This window comes from Methylobacterium sp. TK26 (genome assembly GCF_055361565.1).
Genome location: NZ_CM143965.1, coordinates 432,143 through 450,679, shown reverse-complemented (window position 1 = coordinate 450,679; position 18,537 = coordinate 432,143). Strand labels below are relative to the sequence as shown.

The window sequence follows — 18,537 nt, the reverse complement described above, 5'->3', positions numbered from 1 at the left end:
GGTTCACGTTACCGCATGGCTCGGCCTCACCCGCCGGAGGGTGAGGTTGCAGCGCCCGCCGGCGGGCAGGAGACCGGGGAGGAGATCCTGCGCCAGCAGGCCGGGTTCGGGATAAAGGCGGTCGATTCCGTGGAAGGCCAGCCGCGAGGCCCCGCCGATCACCACCGCGTCGCCGGGCAGGAGCCGCACGGAGCGGGTCGGATCGGAGCGCGCGAGTCCGCCGTAGCGGAACAGGGCCGGCGCCCCGAGGGACAGGGAGAGGACGGGGGCGGAGAAATCCTCCTCGTCCCGGTCCTGATGCAGGCCCATCCGCGCCTGCGGCCCGTAGAGGTTGATGAGGCAGGCTTCCGGCGGGGCTGCGTCGCCCGCCAAGTTGTCCCAGGCCGCGAGCGCCGTCGGCGGGATCGCCGGCCAGGGCTCGCCCGTCTCCGGGTGGGTCGGCTGATAGCGGTAGCCGCGCTCGTCCGAGACCCAGCCGAGCGGCCCGGCATTGCCCATGCGCACGGAGAACGGCTTGCCCGTGCGCGGCATCCGGGGGGTGAAGGGCGGCGACGCCCCCAGCACCGCCGCCACCTCCCCGGCCAGCCGCATCCGGGCCGCCTCGTCGAGGAAGCCTGGATGATGGATCAGGCCGGGGCGGAGTTCGACGCTCACGCGTCGTCGATGTCGCGTTCCAGGACGGACTTCGAGGCCACCGTCGTGTCGGCGTTGAGGCGGTAGACCAGCGGCACGCCGGTGGCGATCTCCAGGCCGGCGATGGTCGCCGGGCCGAGATGGTCGAGCACCATCACCAGGGCGCGCAGGGAGTTGCCGTGGGCGGCCACGAGCACCCGCTGCCCGTCCATGACGCGCGGCAGGATGGTCTCGATGTAGTAGGGCAGCACGCGGGCGGCGGTGTCCTTCAGGCTCTCGCCGCCGGGGGGCGCCACGTCGTAGGAGCGGCGCCAGTTATGGACCTGCTCCGCGCCCCACTTGGCGCGGGCGTCGTCCTTGTTCAGGCCGGAGAGATCGCCGTAATCGCGCTCGTTGAGGGCCTGCGAGCGCAGCACCTCGATGTTCGACAGGCCCATCTCTTCCAGCATCAGGGCGCAGGTGCGCTGCGCGCGGCCGAGGTTCGAGGTGAAGGCGACGTCGAAGCCGTAGCCCTCGCCCTTGAGCCAGCGCCCGGCCTTCACCGCCTCCTCGACGCCGCGGTCGGTGAGACCGGGGTCGCGCCAGCCCGTGAACAGGTTCTTGAGGTTCCACTCGCTCTGGCCGTGGCGAGCGAGGACGAGCAGGCGCTCCATAATCGGGTCTCTTCGGTCTCTGATCGGCGGCGGATATGCCGCTGTTGCGAGGGGCTCGTAACAGCCCCAGGCCGGAGCCCAAAGGGTGGTGATCCGCTTACGGTTATAAAAGAGCGTGGCCGTTTACAGGTCGAGCACGTCCGCCATCGAATACAGGCCCGGTGGCTTCGGCTGCGCCCAGAGCGCGGCCTTCACCGCGCCGTTCGCGAACAGGCCCCGGTCGGCGGCGTGGTGGGTGATCGTCAGGGTCTCGCCGGCGCCCGCGAAGAGCACGCTGTGGTCGCCCACCACCGAGCCGCCGCGCAGGGTCGCGAATCCGATGTCGCCGGGCTTGCGCGCGCCTGTATGGCCGTCCCGCGTGGAGACGCGCACGGCCGGCAGGTCGACGCCCCGTCCCTCGGCGGCGGCCTCGCCCAGCAGGAGCGCCGTGCCGGAGGGGGCATCCACCTTCATCCGGTGGTGCATTTCCAGGATCTCGATGTCGAACTCCGCGCCGAGCGTCGCCGCGACCTTGCGGACCAAAGCCGCCATCAGGTTCACACCGAGGGACATGTTGCCGGAGCGCACGATGCGGGCGTGATACGAGGCGGCCTTCAGCTTGGCGAGGTCGTTCTCCGACAGGCCAGTCGTGCCCACGACGTGGACGATGCGCGCCTGCGCCGCGAGTTCGGCGAAATGCACCGTCGCGGCCGGCGCGGTGAAGTCGAGCACGCCGTCGGCGGCGGCGAAGGCCCGCAGCGGATCGTCCGTCACCGGGACGCCCAAAGCCGGCAGGCCCGCCAGGGTGCCGGCATCCTGCCCGATCGTGGCCGAGCCTTCCCGCTCGATGGCGGCCGCGAGGCTGCACCCCTCGGCCTGCGCCACCGCGCGGATCAGCATCCGCCCCATGCGCCCGTCGGCGCCGACCACGACGAGCCGCATGTCGAACCTGTCCGTCTAGGAAATTGCCATGGGCTCCGCCCGGAGGCGGAACCCGTTCGCGCGGAGAAAGCCTTGCGGCCTCACTCCTTCTCGGGCGCGATCTGCTCCAGGCCGCCGATGTGCTTCTGTGCGTAGAGCGGCAGGCCGATCTGTTTGATCAGCTCCAGCTGGGTCTCGAGGAAGTCGATATGGCCTTCCTCGTCCTCGGCCAGATCCTCGAACAGGCGCTTCGACACGCGGTCGTTGATAGAATCGCAGTACTTGGCGGCTTCGAGGTAGAGCGAGCGCGCCTCGTTCTCGGCGGCGAGATCGCTGTGCAGGATCTCCTCGACGTTCTGGCCGATGCGCAGCGGATCCAGTTCCTGCAGGTTCGGGAAGCCGTCGAGGAACAGGATCCGGTCGATGAACCGGTCGGCGTGGTTCATCTCCTCGATGGATTCCTTGCGCCAGAACTTCGCCAGTTCGACGTAGCCCCAGTCGTTGAGCATGCGGAAATGCAGCCAATACTGGCTCACCGCGGTCAATTCGCTGCGCAGGCCGCGATTGAGATACTCGATGACCTTGGTGTCGCCCTTCATCCCCGTACTCCCCGAGACTGTCCTCGGAGGACGACGCGCCCCATCAGGCGCCGACCCGCTCCTCCGCTTTTTGGACCTTCACCAGAGTACAAGCGCTAGCGCAAGCGGTCGTGCAGGCATGGGCGGGTTCCGCGGCGGCGATGTCTTCGCCCACGACGCCCCCGAGGGCACTGCGCATGATCTCGCGGATCGTGCGGGCGCAGCGTCCGCATTTCGGGCTGCAACCCAGGCAGGCATAGACCTGCGCGGGGGTGCGCGGACAGCCGGGTCCGGGGCCGAGGCAATCGCGGACGGCGCCGTCCGACAGGACGTTGCAGGAGCAGACGATCATGCGATCGTTAAATCCATCTTCCGGTCGTGCGCAGTTTGGAATTCTTAAAAACTACAGGAGTTTCAATCCCTTAGCGCGAGAGGGAGATGGCAGCGCGCGGCCGTCAGGTCAAGCGCGACCTCTTCACGCCCCCCCCGATGAACGGTCCATCCGGCGCCTCGGCCGAAGGGATCGCACGGGTGCATGACGCCCCGGTGTCAGCGCATTCTCGCTGTGCCGATGAGCGTTCGGGCGGCCTCCGCGCGCAACTAGCGGGCGAGTTCCCGCAGGGCGAGGCGGATCAGCACCTTGGCCTCCGCCCCCTCGCCCGCGCCCTTCATGACGGTGGCGATGGCGGCCGAAGCCTGGGCCTGCTGGTAGCCGAGGTTGACGAGGGCCGAGATCGCGTCGCTCACCGGCTGGGGCGCATGGCCCTCCTCCACCGCGCCGGAAAGGGCGACGAGGGCCGGATCGATGGGGGCGAAGGCCGGCGTCTTGTCCTTCAGTTCCGCCACGAGGCGCGCGGCGAGGCGAGGCCCGACGCCGGGCGCGCGGGCGACAGCGCCCTTGTCCCCCGTGGCGATGGCGCTCGCCAGGGCCGGCGGCTCCAGCACCGACAGCACCGCGAGGGCGACCTTGGCGCCGACGCCCTGCACCGTCTGCAGCAGGCGGAACCACTCCCGCTCCGCATCCGAGCGGAAGCCGTAGAGGCGGATCATGTCCTCGCGGACGAAGGTCTCGATCGACAGGGCGGTCGCCTCCCCCGCCTCCGGCAGGCGCTGGAGCGTGCGCGCCGAGCAATGCACCACGTAGCCCACCCCCTGCACGTCGAGGATCACGAAATCCTCGCCGTAGGAATCGACCACGCCCTTCAGCTTGCCGATCATGCCCTGCCCATCCGTCCGATCCCGGGGGGATAGAGCACGGCGGCCGAAAGGGGAACGGACGGGTGAACCTTGAGTGGCGGGCGGCTTCGTGGAAAGAGCCCGTCCAGGCCAGACCGATCGACGAGCCCAGATGCGCGCCACCGCCCTCGCCCTCGCGGCCCTTCTCCTGCACGCGACCGGAGCCCTCGCGCAGGATCAGGCCGCCGACCCGACCCAGGATCCGAATCAGGTCCGGGCGGGCGCCTACGTGCTCGATCCCGACCACGGGAAGATCACATGGTCGGTCAACCACCTCGGCTACTCGACCTATTACGGCCAGTTCACCGGGGTGAGCGCCCGCCTCGACCTCGACCCCAAGGCGCCGGCCAAGAGCCGCCTGACCGCCACGGTGCCCCTGAGCGGCGTGCTGACCGGCAGCCAGCGCCTCGACCAGCACCTCGCCGGGCCGGACTTCTTCGACACGGCGAAATTCCCCGAGGCGACCTTCGTGGGCACGGGCGTCGAGCCGACGAGCCCCACCACGGCCCGCATCACCGGCAACCTCTCCCTGCGCGGCGTGACGAAGCCCGTCTCGGTGGACGCCACCTTCACCCAGGCCGGCACCAACCCGGTCGACCGCCGCTACACGGTCGGCTTCGAGGGGCGCACGATCATCAAGCGCTCCGATTTCGGGGTGAGCGCGTTCCTGCCCATGGTCGGCGACGAGGTGACATTGCGCATCGCAGGCGAGTTCAAGGCGGCGCCGTGATGACACGGAGAATCCTCCTCGTCCTGCTCTCGTCCCTCGGCGTCGCGGGCGCCTCCGCCGCCGAGCAGCCGGCGGCCCTCAGCCCCCTCGACGCCTATGCCGAGGCGGCGGCGACCACGATCCTCGCCGAGCAGAACTGCCCGCGCACGCATCTCAAGGCGGGGCGTCTCACCACCCTGCGCCTCGCCGCCAAGGTCGTGCCGGCGCAGGAGGCCGCCCTCGAAGCCAAGCTCCGCAGCCGGGCCACCGAATTGCGGCAGCGCCTCGCGGCGGACGGGCAGGCGACGTGGTGCGACGCCGCCTACGACGCGTTCGGGCCGGCGGGGACCGTGGCCAGGGACGTGCTGACCCGCTGAGCCCCGGATTGACAGCCGTCCGCTCCGCGCACTACAGAGCCCGCAGCACGCGCGGCCTCTCGCAGGTTTTCGCGCGTCTTCGCGTTGTCCGGCTTGGCCCGGCCAATGACTCAAACAAGAAGCCGGTCCAGGGTCGCCGCAAGGCTCCCGGAGGCCGTTCGAGAGCACGAGAGAACGATGTTCGCAGTCATCAAGACGGGCGGTAAGCAGTACCGCGTCGCCGCTAACGACACCATCACCATCGCCACCCTGCCGGGCGAGGCCGGCGAAGCCGTGACCTTCGGCGAGGTCCTCCTGTTCGCCGACGGCGCAGGCGCCACCCAGGTCGGCGCGCCGACCCTGTCGGGCATCAACGTCACGGGCGAGATCGTCCGTCACGGCCGGGACAAGAAGGTCATCGCCTTCAAGAAGCGCCGCCGCCAGAACTCGCGCCGCAAGCGCGGCCACCGCCAGGACCACACCGTGGTCCGCATCACCGGCATTTCTGCGTGATCGAGCGCGGGCTTTCCTGACCGGAAGCCTGCGATCCGCGCGATCCCCCTGACAGATTCGGAGTTCGAGAGATGGCACACAAGAAGGCAGGCGGTTCCTCCCGCAACGGCCGCGACTCGGAAGGCCGGCGCCTCGGCGTCAAGAAGTTCGGTTCGGAATCCGTGATTCCGGGCAACATTATCGTGCGCCAGCGCGGCACCAAGTGGCACCCCGGCGCCAATGTCGGCATGGGCAAGGATCACACCCTGTTCGCGCTGAAACCCGGCACCGTCGAGTTCCAGACGCGCCGCGGGCGCGCTTTCGTAGCGGTGGTGCCGCTGGCCGAGGCCGCGGAGTAACAGGCGGGCGCCCGAAAGGCGAAGCGAGCGTCCCGCGACGGTGTCCCACACCGGACCGGAGACGTGAGCCGCCCTTCACCGGGATGGGTTTGACGGAACGCCGGGGAGGATGGGACACCATCCTCCCCTTCGTCGTCTCTGGGCGCCGTCATCCCGAGGGGAGCGGCGCCGGTGAGGGCGCCATGTTCCCAGATCTGTTCCGCGACGACGTCTTCCGGATCGAGACCCGCCGCCTGTGGCTGCGCTGGCCGACCGCCCGCGACGCCGAGACCCTTCGGCGCCTCGCCGCCGACCCGGAGGTGGGCGCGACGATGGCGGGTACCCCCGGCCTGCCGGACCGGGCGAACGAGGATGCGTTCATCGTGGCGCTCCGCGCCGCAAACGCCGCCGGCACCGGCCTGACGCTTGCCCTGTGCGAGCGGGCGCGGCCGGCGCGCCCCCTCGGGCTCGTCGGCATCGGCCCCTCCCCCGGAGACGAGGCCGGCCGGCTCTTCGGCTGGCTCGGTCGTCCCTTCCGGGGCGACGGGTTGATGAGCGAGGCGGCGGGCGCCGTCGTCCAGGCGTGGTTCGCCTGGGCCGGCGGGGCGCGGCTCGACGCGCAGGTGGGATGCGACGCTCCCGCCGCCCGGCGCGTTCTGGAGAAGGCCGGCTTCGTGCCCGCCGAGGCCGACCGGCTTCGACTGGACCGGGGCCGCTGGCTGTCCGGGGCGGCGGACGAACGCCCTGCCCTGGCGGCGGCGGAATGAGGTATGGAGGCAGGGCCGCCGCGGGCGGCCCGCCCGCGACAACGAGACGGTGCCGTGAAATTTCTCGATGAAGCCAAGGTCTACATCCGCTCCGGTGACGGCGGAGCAGGCTGCGTGTCGTTCCGGCGCGAGAAGTTCATCGAGTTCGGCGGCCCGAACGGCGGCGACGGCGGCCGGGGCGGCGACGTCTGGATCGAGTGCGTCCAGGGGCTGAACACCCTGATCGACTACCGCTACCAGCAGCACTTCAAGGCCAAGAAGGGCGAGCACGGCATGGGCTCGAACTGCCACGGCGCGTCCGGGGCCGATGCCGTGCTGAAGGTGCCCGCCGGGACGCAGGTCCTGGCCGAGGACGGCGAGACGCTGATCGCCGACATGACCGAGATCGGGCAGCGGGTGCGCCTCGCCAAGGGCGGCAACGGCGGCTTCGGCAACGCCTACTTCACCACCTCCACCAACCGCGCGCCGAAGCATGCCAATCCCGGCCTGGAAGGCCAGGAGATGTGGATCTGGCTGCGCCTGAAGCTCATCGCCGATGCCGGGCTCGTGGGCCTGCCCAATGCCGGCAAGTCCACCTTCCTCGCGAGCGTCACGGCGGCCAAGCCGAAGATCGCCGATTACCCGTTCACGACGCTCCATCCCGGCCTCGGCGTGGTGCGCAACGACCAGCGCGAATTCGTGCTGGCCGACATTCCCGGCCTGATCGAAGGCGCCCATGAGGGTGTCGGCCTCGGCGACAAGTTCCTCGCCCATGTGGAGCGCTGCCGGGTGCTGCTGCACCTCGTGGACGGCACGAGCGAGCATGCCGGCAAGGCCTACAAGCTGGTGCGCGGCGAGATCGAGGCCTACGGCCACGGCCTCGCGGACAAGCCGGAGATCGTCGCCCTGTCGAAGGTCGACGCCCTCGACCCGGAGACGCTGAAGAGCCAGGCCGCGAAGCTGAAGCGGGCGGCGGGCAAGGCGCCTCTGTTGCTCTCCTCGGCTAGCCGGAAGGGCGTGCCGGAGGCGCTGCGGGCGCTGCAGGACGCCATCGAGACGGGCCGCGCCGACGAGGCGCCGGTCGCGGCGGAGTGGCAGCCGTGAGTGACAGGCCTCTCGGGAAGGTTTAAATTCCGAACAGCAGCGATAGGGCCGCGGAAGGGGCAGCAGTGGACGCGTTGATCATCGAGGATGGTGAGGCGGCCGGTCTTGCTCGCGAACTTGCGGATCGCAAGGGCACCTCGAACGGTGAAGCTGTCATCGCCTCGCTCCGCGCTTCGCTCGAGAGCGCACCGCCGACATCCTCCGCCCTCACCGCAACCCTCCCGATCCCGACACTGCAGCAACTGACGCCCGAGCAGCGCGCCGATTACGAGGATCTTCGTGCGCTCGTCCGCGAGGCCCAGAAGCACATCGTTCCGGGGGCGACGTCGGACCATTCCTATTTGTATGACGAGAATGGCCTCCCGATCGGAGGATCGGCCGTGATCGCGCTCGATACCTCGTCGATTCTGGCTGTGTTCCTGAACGAGCCGGAGGGCGAGGCATTCGGTAGGATCATTGCCGGCCGCGCCGCCGTGGTCGGCGCGCCCACGATCGTCGAGGCGCGACTGGCCTACGATCCGGCGCTGTAAGCGCTGTTCAAAGGCGCCGTCTTCGGCCACATCTCGGCCGCGCTTTCGTAGACGAGTCCCATGATCCCCGCCCTCGACACCTTCCGCCGCGTCGTCATCAAGGTCGGGTCGGCCCTGCTGGTCGACCGTGCCCGCGGCCGCCTGCGCCATGCGTGGCTGGCGGCGCTGGCCGAGGACATCGCCGACCTGCACGCGCGCGGCGTGGACGTACTGGTCGTGTCCTCGGGGAGCATCGCCCTCGGGCGCACGGTGCTCGGCCTGCCGCCCGGCGCACTGCGCTTGGAGGAAAGCCAGGGCGCGGCCTCGGTGGGACAGATCGCCCTCGCGCGCCACTGGGCGGAGGCCCTGGGCCATCACGGCATCGTCGCCGGCCAGATCCTCGTGACGCCGCAGGACACGGAGGAGCGCCGCCGCTACCTGAACGCCCGCTCCACGGTGCAGAAGCTGCTCGAATTGCGCGCGGTGCCGGTCGTCAACGAGAACGACACGGTGGCCACCGCCGAGATCCGCTACGGCGACAACGACCGCTTGGCCGCCCGCGTGGCCACGATGATCGACGCCGACGTGCTGGTGCTGTTCTCCGACATCGACGGCCTCTATACGGCGCCGCCGAACATGGACCCGACGGCGCAGCACCTGCCGGTGGTGGAGCGCATCACGCCGGAGATCGAGGCCATGGCCGGCGGCCCGGCCTCGGAACTGTCGCGGGGCGGCATGCGCACCAAGGTGGAGGCCGCCAAGATCGCGGTGGCCGGCGGCACGCATCTCGTCATCGCGGACGGACGGGCCAAGAACCCGCTGAAGGCGGTGCAGGACGGGGCGCGCTGCACGTGGTTCCTCTCGGGCTCGACGCCCAACGCGGCGCGCAAGACCTGGATCGCCGGCTCCCTGGAACCGCGTGGGAGCCTCACCATCGACGAGGGCGCCGCGAAGGCCCTGGCCGGCGGCGCGAGCCTCCTGCCGGTGGGCGTGCGCGCGGTGGAGGGCAATTTCTCGCGGGGCGACGCGGTGCTGATCCGCGATGCCGAGGGGCGGGCCATCGGGCGCGGCCTCGTTGGCTACGACAGCGGGGAGGCCAAGCTGATCATCGGCCATCCGAGCGCGCGGATTCCGGTATTGCTGAACTATCCCGGCCGCGCCTGGATGGTGCACCGGGACGATCTCGCCATGTTCTAGCGCACGGGGCGGGCCTTGTCGGGGCTCGCCGCGATGTGTCAAGACGATGACCCCCTTAGCTCCGGAACCCGGAGGCCCCGCCGTGCCCGTCCTGAATCTCAGATCCGATTTCGCGGGCGCGGATTCGCTGCCGGAGCAGATGGCCGCCATCGGCCGCCGGGCGCGGCAGGCCGGGCGCAGAATGGCCCTGGCCTCGGCCCAGACCAAGGACATCGCCCTCCAGCGCATCGCCGAGCGCCTGCGCGCCGACCGGGACGCGATCCTTCGCGAGAACGAGCGCGACGTCACCGCCGCCCAGGAGGCCGGACAGAGCGCGGCGCTGATCGACCGGCTGAAGCTCGACGGCAGGCGGCTCGAATCCATCGCCGAGGCGGTGGAGAAGGTGGGCGCGCTGGCCGACCCGGTCGGGCGGCAGCTCGCGGCCATCGAGCGCCCGAACGGGCTGCTGATCGAGCGCGTGGCCGTGCCCCTCGGCGTCATCGGCGTCATCTTCGAGAGCCGGCCCAACGTCACGGCCGATGCCGGCGCCCTGTGCCTGAAGGCCGGCAACGCCGCGATCCTGCGCGCGGGCTCGGACAGCTTCCGCACCTCCCAGGCCATCGCCCGCGCCATGAGCCAGGGGCTCGAAGACGCCGGGCTGCCGGCCGACGCGATCCAGATCGTCCCCACCCGCGACCGCGCGGCGGTGGGGCTGATGCTCGCGGGCCTCGACGGCTGCGTCGACGTCATCGTCCCGCGCGGCGGACGCAGCCTCGTGGAGCGGGTCCAGGCCGAGGCGAAAGTGCCGGTCTTCGCCCATCTCGACGGCATCAACCACGTCTATGTCGACCGCGCCGCCGACCTCGACATGGCGCGCACGGTGCTGCTCAACAGCAAGATGCGCCGGGTCGGCGTCTGCGGCGCCGCCGAGACGCTGCTCGTGGACCGGGCCTGCGCCGAGACGCATCTCAAGCCCCTCGTGACGGCCCTGCTGGAGGCCGGCTGCGCCGTGCGCGGCGACGCGGCGACCCGCGCCGTCGATCCGCGCGTCACGGAGGCCAGCGAGGCCGATTGGGGCACCGAATACCTCGACGCGGTGATCGCCGCGCGGGTGGTCGATGGGCTCGACGAGGCCATCGCGCATATCGAGCGCTACGGTTCGCACCACACCGACGCGATCATCACCGAGGACGAGGAGGCCGCCCGCCGCTTCCTCGCGGAGGTCGATTCCGCCATCGTCACGCACAACGCCTCGACGCAGTTCGCCGATGGCGGCGAGTTCGGCTTCGGCGCGGAGATCGGCATCGCCACCGGGCGGATGCACGCGCGCGGCCCGGTGGGCGTCGAGCAACTGACCACCTTCAAGTACCGGGTCCACGGTCGCGGCCAGACGCGTCCGTGATCCACGCCATCTCCGGCTGTGCCTCGTGCGGCTGATCCTGCCGCCGAGCGCGCCCGGCATGCGGATCGGCCTCTATGGCGGGTCGTTCGACCCCGCCCATGAGGGGCACCTCCACGTTTCCGCCACCGCCCTGCGGCGCCTACGCCTCGACCGGGTGTGGTGGCTCGTGAGCCCCGGCAACCCGCTGAAGGACCGCAGCCGCCTCGCCCCCCTGGCGGACCGCTGCGCCCAGGCCGCGCGGGTGGCCGCGCATCCGCGAATCGCGGTGACGGGGTTCGAGGCGGCGCTCGGCGTGCGCTTCACCGTGCAGACCCTGCGCTATCTCGCCCGGCGGCGGCCGGGGGTACGGTTCGTCTGGATCATGGGGGCCGATTCGCTGGCGACGTTCCACCGCTGGAAGGGGGCGGCCGAGATCGCCCGGCTGATGCCCATCGCGGTGATCGACCGGCCGGGCTCGACCCTCACACCCGTCTCGGCCAAGGCCGCGCGGCGGCTCGCCGGGGCGCGGATCCCCGAGGCGGCGGCGACGACGCTCGCCGGACACAGGCCCCCCGCCTGGGTGTTCCTGCACGGGCCGCGCTCGAAGCTGTCCTCGACCGCGATCCGCGAGAAACGGCGCGGCCGGTAGCCGCCCGATGCCCCGATCCGGTGCATCCATCGCACAGACCTGTTGCAATCGTGGTGCGAAGCCGCCACTTTCAGGCGGTAAGGCCGTGTGACGGCCCCATGAGGAATCAGGACGCTGCCCGAGACCCTTCGCACAGAGACCGTGCGCACCGATGCCCCTTCCCGCCCCGGCGCCGAGGATGACGGCCTTGCCCGCGTGGGGGCCCTGAGGGACCTCGCGCTCGGCTGCCTCGACGAGATGAAGGCCGAGGAGACGGTCGAGATCGACCTCGCCGGCAAGACATCGCTGGCCGACACGATGATTATCACCTCGGGGCGCTCGCAGCGCCATGTCGGCTCCATCGCCGACAAGATCATCCAGGAGATGAAGAACCAGGGCTTCGGCACCGCCCGCGTCGAGGGCCTGCCGGCCTGCGACTGGGTGCTGATCGATGCCGGCGACATCCTGGTTCACATCTTCCGGCCGGAGGTTCGGGGCTTCTACAACCTCGAAAAGATGTGGGGCGCCGACCGTCCCCTCGGTGTCGCCGCCGGCTGATCGACACCCCCGTTGCGTCTCGTCGTCGCCACGGTGGGCCGGCTGAAGGCCGGTCCCGAACGGGATTTGGCGTCACGATATCGCGAGCGGGCCGGGCAACTCGGCCGCGGCCTCGGCTTCCCCGCCTGCGACCTGATCGAGATCGCCGAATCGCGCGCCCGGCGGGGCGCCGACCGCGCCGCCGAGGAGGCGGCCGCCCTGATACCGCTCCTGCCGCCGGGAAGCGCCCTCCTCACCTACGATGAGCGCGGCCGGGCCGACATGCCGAGCGAGGATCTGGCCCGGCGGATCGCCGCATGGCGCGATGCCGCCAAGCCCGCCCTGGCGGTGGTGATCGGCGGGCCGGACGGGCTCGACGCCTCATTTCGGACGCGGGCGGACCTGATCCTGTCCTTCGGGGCCGCCACCTTGCCCCACGGACTCGTGCGCGTGCTCGCCCTCGAACAGATCTATCGCAGCCTCACCATCCTGGCCGGCCATCCCTATCACCGCGGCGAGCCGGGGTGAGCGTGGCGCATCGTTCACGGCTGGCGTGGCTCGCCTACACGGCCCTTCTCGTTCTCGCGCCGGCCCCCGCCCTCCCCCAGGACGCGCCCGATCAGGACAAGATCCGGCAGGCGACCGAGGAGCGCGACCGGCGCGTCGAGAACCTGAAGCGCGTGCAGGATGCCCTCTCGGCGAGCGAGGGCCAGCGGGCGCAGTTCGAGAAGGAGATCGCGTCCATCGGCACGGATCGCGCTAAGCTCGACGCGGCCCTGCTCGATGCCGGGCGTCAGGCGCAGGCCACCGAGGAGCGGATGACCCGCCTGGAGGAGCGCCTGAAGGCGATGACCGACAGCGAGGCGGCGATCCGTCGCTCCCTCCAGGCGCGGCGTGGCACGGTGGCCGAGATCCTGGCCGCCCTCCAGCGGATGGGGCGGCGCCCGCCCCCGGCGGTTTTGAGCAGCCCCGAGGACGTGCTGGCGGCGATCCGCACCTCGATGCTCCTCGGCGCGGTGGTGCCGGAACTGCGCGGCGAACTCGATACGCTCGCCGCCGACCTCACCGAGATGGTGCGCCTGCGTGATGCCATCGCCCGCGACAAGGAGGGCCTGTCCGCCGACCTCGCCGGCTGGGCGCGGGAGCAGCAGCGCCTGAAGGCCCTCGTGACCGCCCGGCGGGCGCGGCAGGCCGAGGTGGAGAGCGGGCTCGCCGCCGAGCGCAAGCGGTCGGCCGAACTTGGTGTCCAGGCCAAGAGCCTGAAGGACCTGCTGGAACGGGTCGAGGGCGAGGTGAACGCCGCCAGGCGCACGGCCGAGGAGGCCAGGGCGGCGGCCGAGCGCGAGGCCCGCGTGACGCAGGAGCGCTTTGCCGCAGCGGGTTTCCGCGATCCGGCACGGCTAGCCCCGAAGATGAAGTTCGCCGAGGCGCGGGGCGAAGTGCCGCGCCCCGTCGCGGGGCGGCTGGTGCGGGCCTTCAACCAGCCTGATGGCAATGGCGGCTCGACGCGGGGCGTTTCCTTCGCTACGCGGCCCAGGGCCACCGTGGCCTCCCCGGCCGACGGCTGGGTCCAGTTTGCCGGTCCGTTCCGCTCTTATGGCCGACTCTTGATCATCAACGCTGGCGACGGCTACTATCTTTTGCTGGCAGGAATGGACCAGATCAGCGTCGAGGTCGGCCAGTTCGTGTTGGCCGGCGAACCGTTGGGCTCTATGGGCGAGGGGACGCCCGGACCCGAGGGGGATCCGACCCTGTACGTCGAGTTCAAGAAAGACGGCGGCTCCATCGATCCGGAGCCGTTCTGGGCGAAAAGCCCCAATGACAAGGTTCTTGGCGAGAAGGTTCGCGGCTGATGCGCAAGACATCCCTGATTATGCTCGGCGCCTTCCTGGGCGCGGGCACCTCGATGGTGGCCACGCAGACGGAGTTCCTCTCCGGTCCCCGTGCGGTCGCGGCCTCCGCCGAGACCTACCGCCAGCTCAGCCTGTTCGGTGACGTGTTCGAGAAGGTGCGGACGGACTACGTCGAGAAGCCCGACGAGTCGAAGATGATCGAGGCGGCCGTCAACGGCATGCTCACCTCGCTCGATCCGCATTCGAGCTACATGGACGCCAAGGCGTTCCGTGACATGCAGACCACGACCCGCGGCGAGTTCGGCGGCCTCGGCATCGAGGTCACGATGGAGGACGGCCTCATCAAGGTCGTGACGCCCATCGACGACACCCCCGCCTCGAAGGCCGGGCTGCTCGCCAACGACGTGATCACGCAGATCGACGACGATCAGGTGCAGGGCCTCTCCCTGAACCAGGCGGTCGACAAGATGCGCGGCCCGGTCAACTCGCAGGTGAAGCTGAAGATCTCCCGCAAGGAGTCCAAGGACCCGATCGAAGTCACGCTCACCCGCGACACCATCAAGATCAAGCCGGTGCGCTCGAAGGTCGAGGGCGCGGATGTCGGCTACATCCGCCTGACGCAGTTCAACGAGCAATCCTTCGACGGAATGCGCGCCGCCATCGACAAGCTGACGACCGATATCGGCAACGACAAGATCAAGGGCTTCGTCCTCGATCTGCGCAACAATCCCGGCGGCCTGCTCGATCAGGCGGTGATGATCTCCGACGCCTTCCTGGATCGCGGCGAGATCGTCTCCACCCGTGGCCGCAACCCGGACGAGACGCAGCGCTTCTCCGCGAAGTCCGGCGACCTGACCAAGGGCAAGCCGATCGTGGTGCTGGTGAACGGCGGCTCGGCCTCGGCCTCGGAGATCGTGGCCGGCGCCCTGCAGGACCACAAGCGGGCGACCATCATGGGCACCCGCTCCTTCGGCAAGGGTTCCGTGCAGTCGATCATCCCGCTCGGCGGCTCGGGCGCCCTGCGCCTGACCACGGCGCGTTACTACACGCCGTCCGGCCGCTCGATCCAGGCGAAGGGCATCGAGCCCGACGTCGAGGTGCTGCAGGACGTGCCGGACGAGCTGAAGGGCAAGGACGAGACCAAGGGCGAGGCCGGGCTGAAGGGCCACCTGAAGCAGAAGGATACCGACGAGCGTGGTGGATCGTCCGCCTACGTCCCGCCGGATCCGGCCAAGGACAAGCAGCTGATCTCGGCGGTGGACTTCCTGCACGGCATCCAGAAGGGCGCCGCCAACGGCACCCAGGCGCCGCAGCCGAAGCCCAGCCTGCCGAACTAAGACCCGTCACGGCCGGTGCCCGCCTCGCGCGGGCACCGGCTGTCCATCGACTACCGGTCGGCCTTCTGGCCGCTGGTGGTCAGTTGGACGTAGCGCTGCGTGGTCGGCACGATGAGGTCATGAACGCGCTGCGCCATGGCCTTTTCTTCGTCCAGGGACTGGGTGAGCCCGGCCCGATGCGCCGAGAGGCCCGCCGCGTCACCGATCGCCAGGAGCGAGGTGTAGGCCGCGATCTCGAAATTTTCGAAGGCGTGGTTCGCGTAGGTGTTCTTCAGGATCTCGTCCTGCGCGGGCGTGTGGCCGAGGGCCATCATGTTGCCGACGAAGCCGAGAAACCCCTCCTTGATGATCGAGGGAGTCTCGTTGAGGCTGTGCAGCGCCTCCTCGAGTCGGCTGCGCTGCCCGTGGGTCTCGTCGATGTGCTTGCGCAGGGCGTCGACCATCTCGGGGTAGCGTTCCAGCCGCTCGACCTGCCGCTCCATGATTTGAAGCGCCTGCATTTCCAGGGCGTGGGTATTCTTGAGGGCAGTGACGTAGATCTCTTTGGCGCTGGTGGACATTGTATAGCTCCGCTCCGGGCCTGCGATCGTCAATCGCGGCGTCGTTCCGTCGATGCTTTTGCCAAGGGAAAGTTCCCGGTAGAGCTTATCGCCGCAGATGCTTGGGAATATTGCCAAGCATGATCGGAACAACATAAGTCAGCGCGGGCTGATCTATGATAATCGGGCGGCGGAAGAAGCCGCCATGACTGATCGGGCGTGGCCCCGGAGCGTCACCGAACTGTTCGGTCGGGCGGCATTAGCGGAACGTTAACTACAACGACCGGCAGATATGGACGAGGATCGCCCGCTGCTCTCGGTTGCGGGATGGCTCCTGCGACGAGTTCCGTGTGACCGAGCCCGCAGACGATATCCTGACCCGGCCCCTCGGGGTCGCCGAAGCCGGCGCCAAGGCGCCGCCGACCGGTCGCGCCGCCGGGCTGATGGCCCGCGCCCGCCAGCCGCGCGTCGTGGCGGGCGTCGGCGCGGGCTGTCTCGTCGTCGCCTTCGGTCTTATCCTGGCCTTCGGTGATCCGCAGGCCGGCGAGCCCGGCGCGCGGGCGATGATCGAGCTGCGCGATCCCCCTCCGGCGAAGCCCGCGCCCCAGGCGGTCGCCGCCATGCCTGCCCCGGATACGCCCGCGCCCCCGGCGCAGCGCAGCGCCGAGGAGGTCGAGACCGCCTCCGGCGTGACGGTGGTGCGTCCGCCCGGCTCGGCCCCGAGCGAGGCCGTGGTGATCCGGGTGCCGCCCGCCAACGCGCCGCGCCTCGCGGCGGCGCCCGATCCGCGCCTGACGGAGCAGGGCCGCCACGGCCTCATGCCCCGCATCGGCGAGGGCCGTCTGCGCGCCCTCGATGTCTATGCCCGCCCCGACGAGCCCGGCACCGGCCCCCGCATCGCGATCCTCGTGACGGGGCTCGGCATCGGCCAATCGGCCACGGCGGCCGCCACCGCCCGCCTGCCGCAGGCGGTGAGCCTCGCCTTCGCGCCCTACGGCAACGAGGTGGATCGCGCCGCCGCTCGCGCCCGCGATGCCGGGCACGAGGTGTTCCTCCAATTGCCGATGGAGCCCTTCGACTATCCGGACAGCGATCCCGGCCCGCAGGCCCTGCTCACCGCCCTGAAGGGGCCGGAGAACGCGGATCGCCTCGCCTGGGTCCTGGCGCGGTTTTCCGGCTATGTCGGCCTCGTCAACATGATGGGCGGCAAGCTGATGGGCGATTCCGCCTTCGAGCCGATCCTGCGGGAGATCGGCGCGCGGGGCCTCGGCTTCGTGGACGACGGCACGGTGCCGAAGGGCCCTGCCCTGTCCAACAAGTCGCGCACGCCTTCGGCCCGCGCCGAGATCGTCCTCGACGCGACGCCGCGCCCCGACGCCATCGACGCCGAACTCGCCCGCGCCGAGGCGCTGGCCCGCAGCAACGGCTTCGTTCTCGTCTCGACGGGCGGCTCGCTGATGGCGGTGGACCGCATCGTGCGCTGGGCGCGCGACCTCGACGCGCGGGGGATCCGCCTCGTGCCCGCCAGCGTCGCCCTGCGCGGGGCGCCGAAACGCGTCTCCAAGGCCGATTGATCGTCGCGCGGGAATGAAAGCGCGTTGCCGCGCCTCGGGGCGCCGGCCTATGGTCGCCCGCGATGGCTCACAACAGCGACTCGAACGACCTGCCCTACCGGCCCTGCGTCGGGATCACCCTGATCGGCCCCGAGGGCGGCGTCCTCGTCGGCCGGCGGCGGCGGGATGCGGGCCCCGAGCATGTCGACGGTCCGCATTGCTGGCAGATGCCCCAAGGCGGCATCGATCCCGGCGAGGATCCCGAGGCGGCGGCCCGGCGCGAGCTGTTCGAGGAGACCAATGTCCCGCCCGAGGCTCTGCGGCTGATCGGCGAGGTGCCGGATTGGCTCGCCTACGACCTGCCGCCCGCGGTGATGAAGCAGGCCTGGAAGGGCCGCTACCGGGGCCAGACGCAGAAATGGTTCGCCTACGGGTTCGTCGGCACCGAGGATGTCATCGACGTGCTCAATCCCGGCGGCGGGGCGCACAAGCCAGAATTCGACGCGTGGCGCTGGGCGCGGTTCGAGGAGTTGCCGGGGCTGATCGTCCCGTTCAAGCGTCCGGTCTACGAGCGGGTCGTGGAGGCCTTCGCCGGCCTGTCCGCCTGGGCGGAGCGGGTATGATCCGGCCCGGTCCGGTCTGAGCCATGCGGCGCTGGCTCGCGATCCCCCTCGCGATCGCGGTCGCGTGGCTCCTGTTCACGTTGAGCCCCCTGTGGTCGCTCTACAGCCTCGCGGACGCGGTGCGGCGGCACGATGCCGCCTATGTCGAGACGCACGTCAATTTCCGCACCCTGCGGTTGTCGCTGGTCCGCCAGATCGTCGCCGCCGTGCGCGTGGCGACGGACGCCGACGAGGATCTCGATCCGAAGGACCGGCAGCGGCTGAACGAGGTGGCCTACGGCCTCGCCCTCGCCCTGGCCGAGAGCCTCGTGACGCCGGACACGGTGATCGACCTGCTGGATGACGGCTGGCCGGAAAAGCTCGACCTGAAGAAGCCGGAGGGCGCGAGGACGACCGGCCTGTCGATCCGCAACGCGGGCCGGCTGATGTCCTATTACGCGGCGGCCGAGATGCGGGGCTTCCGGGCGGTGGTGATCCCGATCCCGCCGGAGGGGCCGCGGGCGCAGCGGACCCGGATCCGCCTGCGCCTGCGCGGCTTCGCATGGCGCCTCTCCGATATCGAGATGGCCGACGCCCTGCGGGGCGAGATCGCCGCGAAGCTCGCCCGCGCCCTCGCCAAGGCGAGGATCAACGCGGGCGGCGGGGCGAAGTAGCGG

Annotated in this window: 24 protein-coding genes; 17 read left to right on the top strand and 7 right to left on the bottom strand. The window is 70.4% G+C overall.

Annotated elements, in window-relative coordinates; all coding sequences use genetic code 11:
* Positions 1-3: 3 nt before the first annotated feature.
* The 6 genes from ACXJ1Y_RS02260 to ruvA all read right to left on the bottom strand — a co-directional run bounded on the left by ACXJ1Y_RS02260 (position 4) and on the right by ruvA (position 3,982).
* On the bottom strand, positions 4-654 hold the full coding sequence (locus tag ACXJ1Y_RS02260; protein ID WP_463848562.1) for an alpha-ketoglutarate-dependent dioxygenase AlkB family protein: 651 nt from the start codon (positions 652-654) through the stop codon (positions 4-6).
* Positions 651-1,286, bottom strand: a complete 636-nt coding sequence (locus ACXJ1Y_RS02255) for a 2,3-bisphosphoglycerate-dependent phosphoglycerate mutase (protein ID WP_463848561.1) — start codon at positions 1,284-1,286, stop codon at positions 651-653. Before ACXJ1Y_RS02255 ends, ACXJ1Y_RS02260 begins: the two co-directional genes overlap by 4 nt.
* A gap of 123 nt (positions 1,287-1,409) precedes the next feature.
* Positions 1,410-2,207, bottom strand: coding sequence for a 4-hydroxy-tetrahydrodipicolinate reductase (gene dapB / locus ACXJ1Y_RS02250; RefSeq protein ID WP_463848560.1), 798 nt, complete (start codon positions 2,205-2,207; stop codon positions 1,410-1,412).
* Between the two features lie 80 nt (positions 2,208-2,287).
* Entirely contained in the window at positions 2,288-2,785 is a 498-nt protein-coding gene (gene bfr, locus ACXJ1Y_RS02245; protein WP_463848559.1) for a bacterioferritin, read from the bottom strand.
* Between the two features lie 43 nt (positions 2,786-2,828).
* A complete protein-coding gene (locus ACXJ1Y_RS02240; protein WP_463848558.1) occupies positions 2,829-3,116 on the bottom strand; it encodes a (2Fe-2S)-binding protein in 288 nt (95 codons plus the stop codon).
* 248 nt (positions 3,117-3,364) lie between these two features.
* Complete coding sequence (gene ruvA, locus ACXJ1Y_RS02235) at positions 3,365-3,982, bottom strand: Holliday junction branch migration protein RuvA (RefSeq protein WP_463848557.1); 618 nt, start codon at positions 3,980-3,982, stop codon at positions 3,365-3,367.
* Between the two features lie 130 nt (positions 3,983-4,112).
* On the opposite strand from ruvA, the gene ACXJ1Y_RS02230 reads away from it, so the two are divergent.
* From ACXJ1Y_RS02230 to ACXJ1Y_RS02165, 14 genes are all read left to right on the top strand, one after another.
* Entirely contained in the window at positions 4,113-4,730 is a 618-nt protein-coding gene (locus tag ACXJ1Y_RS02230) for a YceI family protein (protein ID WP_463848556.1), read from the top strand.
* On the top strand, positions 4,730-5,086 hold the full coding sequence (locus tag ACXJ1Y_RS02225; protein WP_463848555.1) for a hypothetical protein: 357 nt from the start codon (positions 4,730-4,732) through the stop codon (positions 5,084-5,086). Before ACXJ1Y_RS02230 ends, ACXJ1Y_RS02225 begins: the two co-directional genes overlap by 1 nt.
* Positions 5,087-5,263: 177 nt before the next feature.
* Positions 5,264-5,578, top strand: a complete 315-nt coding sequence (rplU, locus tag ACXJ1Y_RS02220) for a 50S ribosomal protein L21 (protein WP_243953315.1) — start codon at positions 5,264-5,266, stop codon at positions 5,576-5,578.
* Positions 5,579-5,649: 71 nt separating this feature from the next.
* Complete coding sequence (gene rpmA, locus ACXJ1Y_RS02215) at positions 5,650-5,916, top strand: 50S ribosomal protein L27 (protein ID WP_243953314.1); 267 nt, start codon at positions 5,650-5,652, stop codon at positions 5,914-5,916.
* 182 nt (positions 5,917-6,098) lie between these two features.
* Positions 6,099-6,662, top strand: a complete 564-nt coding sequence (locus ACXJ1Y_RS02210; RefSeq protein ID WP_463848554.1) for a GNAT family N-acetyltransferase — start codon at positions 6,099-6,101, stop codon at positions 6,660-6,662.
* A gap of 54 nt (positions 6,663-6,716) precedes the next feature.
* Entirely contained in the window at positions 6,717-7,745 is a 1,029-nt protein-coding gene (obgE, locus tag ACXJ1Y_RS02205; protein ID WP_463848553.1) for a GTPase ObgE, read from the top strand.
* A 65-nt stretch (positions 7,746-7,810) separates the two neighbouring features.
* Positions 7,811-8,275 (top strand): type II toxin-antitoxin system VapB family antitoxin, encoded by a 465-nt coding sequence (locus ACXJ1Y_RS02200; RefSeq protein WP_463848552.1) that lies wholly within the window; start codon positions 7,811-7,813, stop codon positions 8,273-8,275.
* Positions 8,276-8,335: 60 nt separating this feature from the next.
* Positions 8,336-9,451 (top strand): glutamate 5-kinase, encoded by a 1,116-nt coding sequence (gene proB, locus ACXJ1Y_RS02195; protein ID WP_463848551.1) that lies wholly within the window; start codon positions 8,336-8,338, stop codon positions 9,449-9,451.
* Positions 9,452-9,533: 82 nt separating this feature from the next.
* Positions 9,534-10,832, top strand: a complete 1,299-nt coding sequence (locus tag ACXJ1Y_RS02190) for a glutamate-5-semialdehyde dehydrogenase (protein ID WP_463848550.1) — start codon at positions 9,534-9,536, stop codon at positions 10,830-10,832.
* A gap of 58 nt (positions 10,833-10,890) precedes the next feature.
* Positions 10,891-11,460: a nicotinate-nucleotide adenylyltransferase gene (locus ACXJ1Y_RS02185; protein ID WP_463850010.1), complete on the top strand. Its 570-nt coding sequence runs from the start codon at positions 10,891-10,893 to the stop codon at positions 11,458-11,460.
* Positions 11,461-11,601: 141 nt separating this feature from the next.
* Positions 11,602-11,997 carry a ribosome silencing factor gene (rsfS, locus tag ACXJ1Y_RS02180; RefSeq protein WP_463848549.1) on the top strand — a complete coding sequence of 132 codons (396 nt, stop codon included), beginning with the start codon at positions 11,602-11,604 and terminating at the stop codon, positions 11,995-11,997.
* 12 nt (positions 11,998-12,009) lie between these two features.
* The gene (gene rlmH, locus ACXJ1Y_RS02175; protein ID WP_463848548.1) at positions 12,010-12,504 is read left to right on the top strand and encodes a 23S rRNA (pseudouridine(1915)-N(3))-methyltransferase RlmH; all 495 of its coding nucleotides are present in this window, start codon (positions 12,010-12,012) and stop codon (positions 12,502-12,504) included.
* 2 nt (positions 12,505-12,506) lie between these two features.
* Positions 12,507-13,829, top strand: coding sequence for a murein hydrolase activator EnvC family protein (locus tag ACXJ1Y_RS02170; RefSeq protein WP_463848547.1), 1,323 nt, complete (start codon positions 12,507-12,509; stop codon positions 13,827-13,829).
* Positions 13,829-15,166: a S41 family peptidase gene (locus tag ACXJ1Y_RS02165; RefSeq protein ID WP_463848546.1), complete on the top strand. Its 1,338-nt coding sequence runs from the start codon at positions 13,829-13,831 to the stop codon at positions 15,164-15,166. The genes ACXJ1Y_RS02170 and ACXJ1Y_RS02165 overlap by 1 nt, the downstream gene beginning before the upstream one ends.
* A gap of 50 nt (positions 15,167-15,216) precedes the next feature.
* On the opposite strand, the gene ACXJ1Y_RS02160 is transcribed toward ACXJ1Y_RS02165, so the two are convergent.
* Entirely contained in the window at positions 15,217-15,726 is a 510-nt protein-coding gene (locus tag ACXJ1Y_RS02160; protein WP_463848545.1) for a ferritin-like domain-containing protein, read from the bottom strand.
* 329 nt (positions 15,727-16,055) lie between these two features.
* Here ACXJ1Y_RS02160 and ACXJ1Y_RS02155 point away from each other — a divergent pair, with 329 nt between their 5' ends.
* The 3 genes from ACXJ1Y_RS02155 (at position 16,056) to ACXJ1Y_RS02145 (ending at position 18,534) form a co-directional block, all read left to right on the top strand.
* Entirely contained in the window at positions 16,056-17,279 is a 1,224-nt protein-coding gene (locus tag ACXJ1Y_RS02155; RefSeq protein WP_463848544.1) for a divergent polysaccharide deacetylase family protein, read from the top strand.
* Between the two features lie 62 nt (positions 17,280-17,341).
* Positions 17,342-17,881 carry an RNA pyrophosphohydrolase gene (locus tag ACXJ1Y_RS02150; RefSeq protein WP_463848543.1) on the top strand — a complete coding sequence of 180 codons (540 nt, stop codon included), beginning with the start codon at positions 17,342-17,344 and terminating at the stop codon, positions 17,879-17,881.
* 23 nt (positions 17,882-17,904) lie between these two features.
* The gene (locus tag ACXJ1Y_RS02145) at positions 17,905-18,534 is read left to right on the top strand and encodes a DUF2939 domain-containing protein (RefSeq protein ID WP_463848542.1); all 630 of its coding nucleotides are present in this window, start codon (positions 17,905-17,907) and stop codon (positions 18,532-18,534) included.
* Positions 18,535-18,537: the final 3 nt, after the last annotated feature.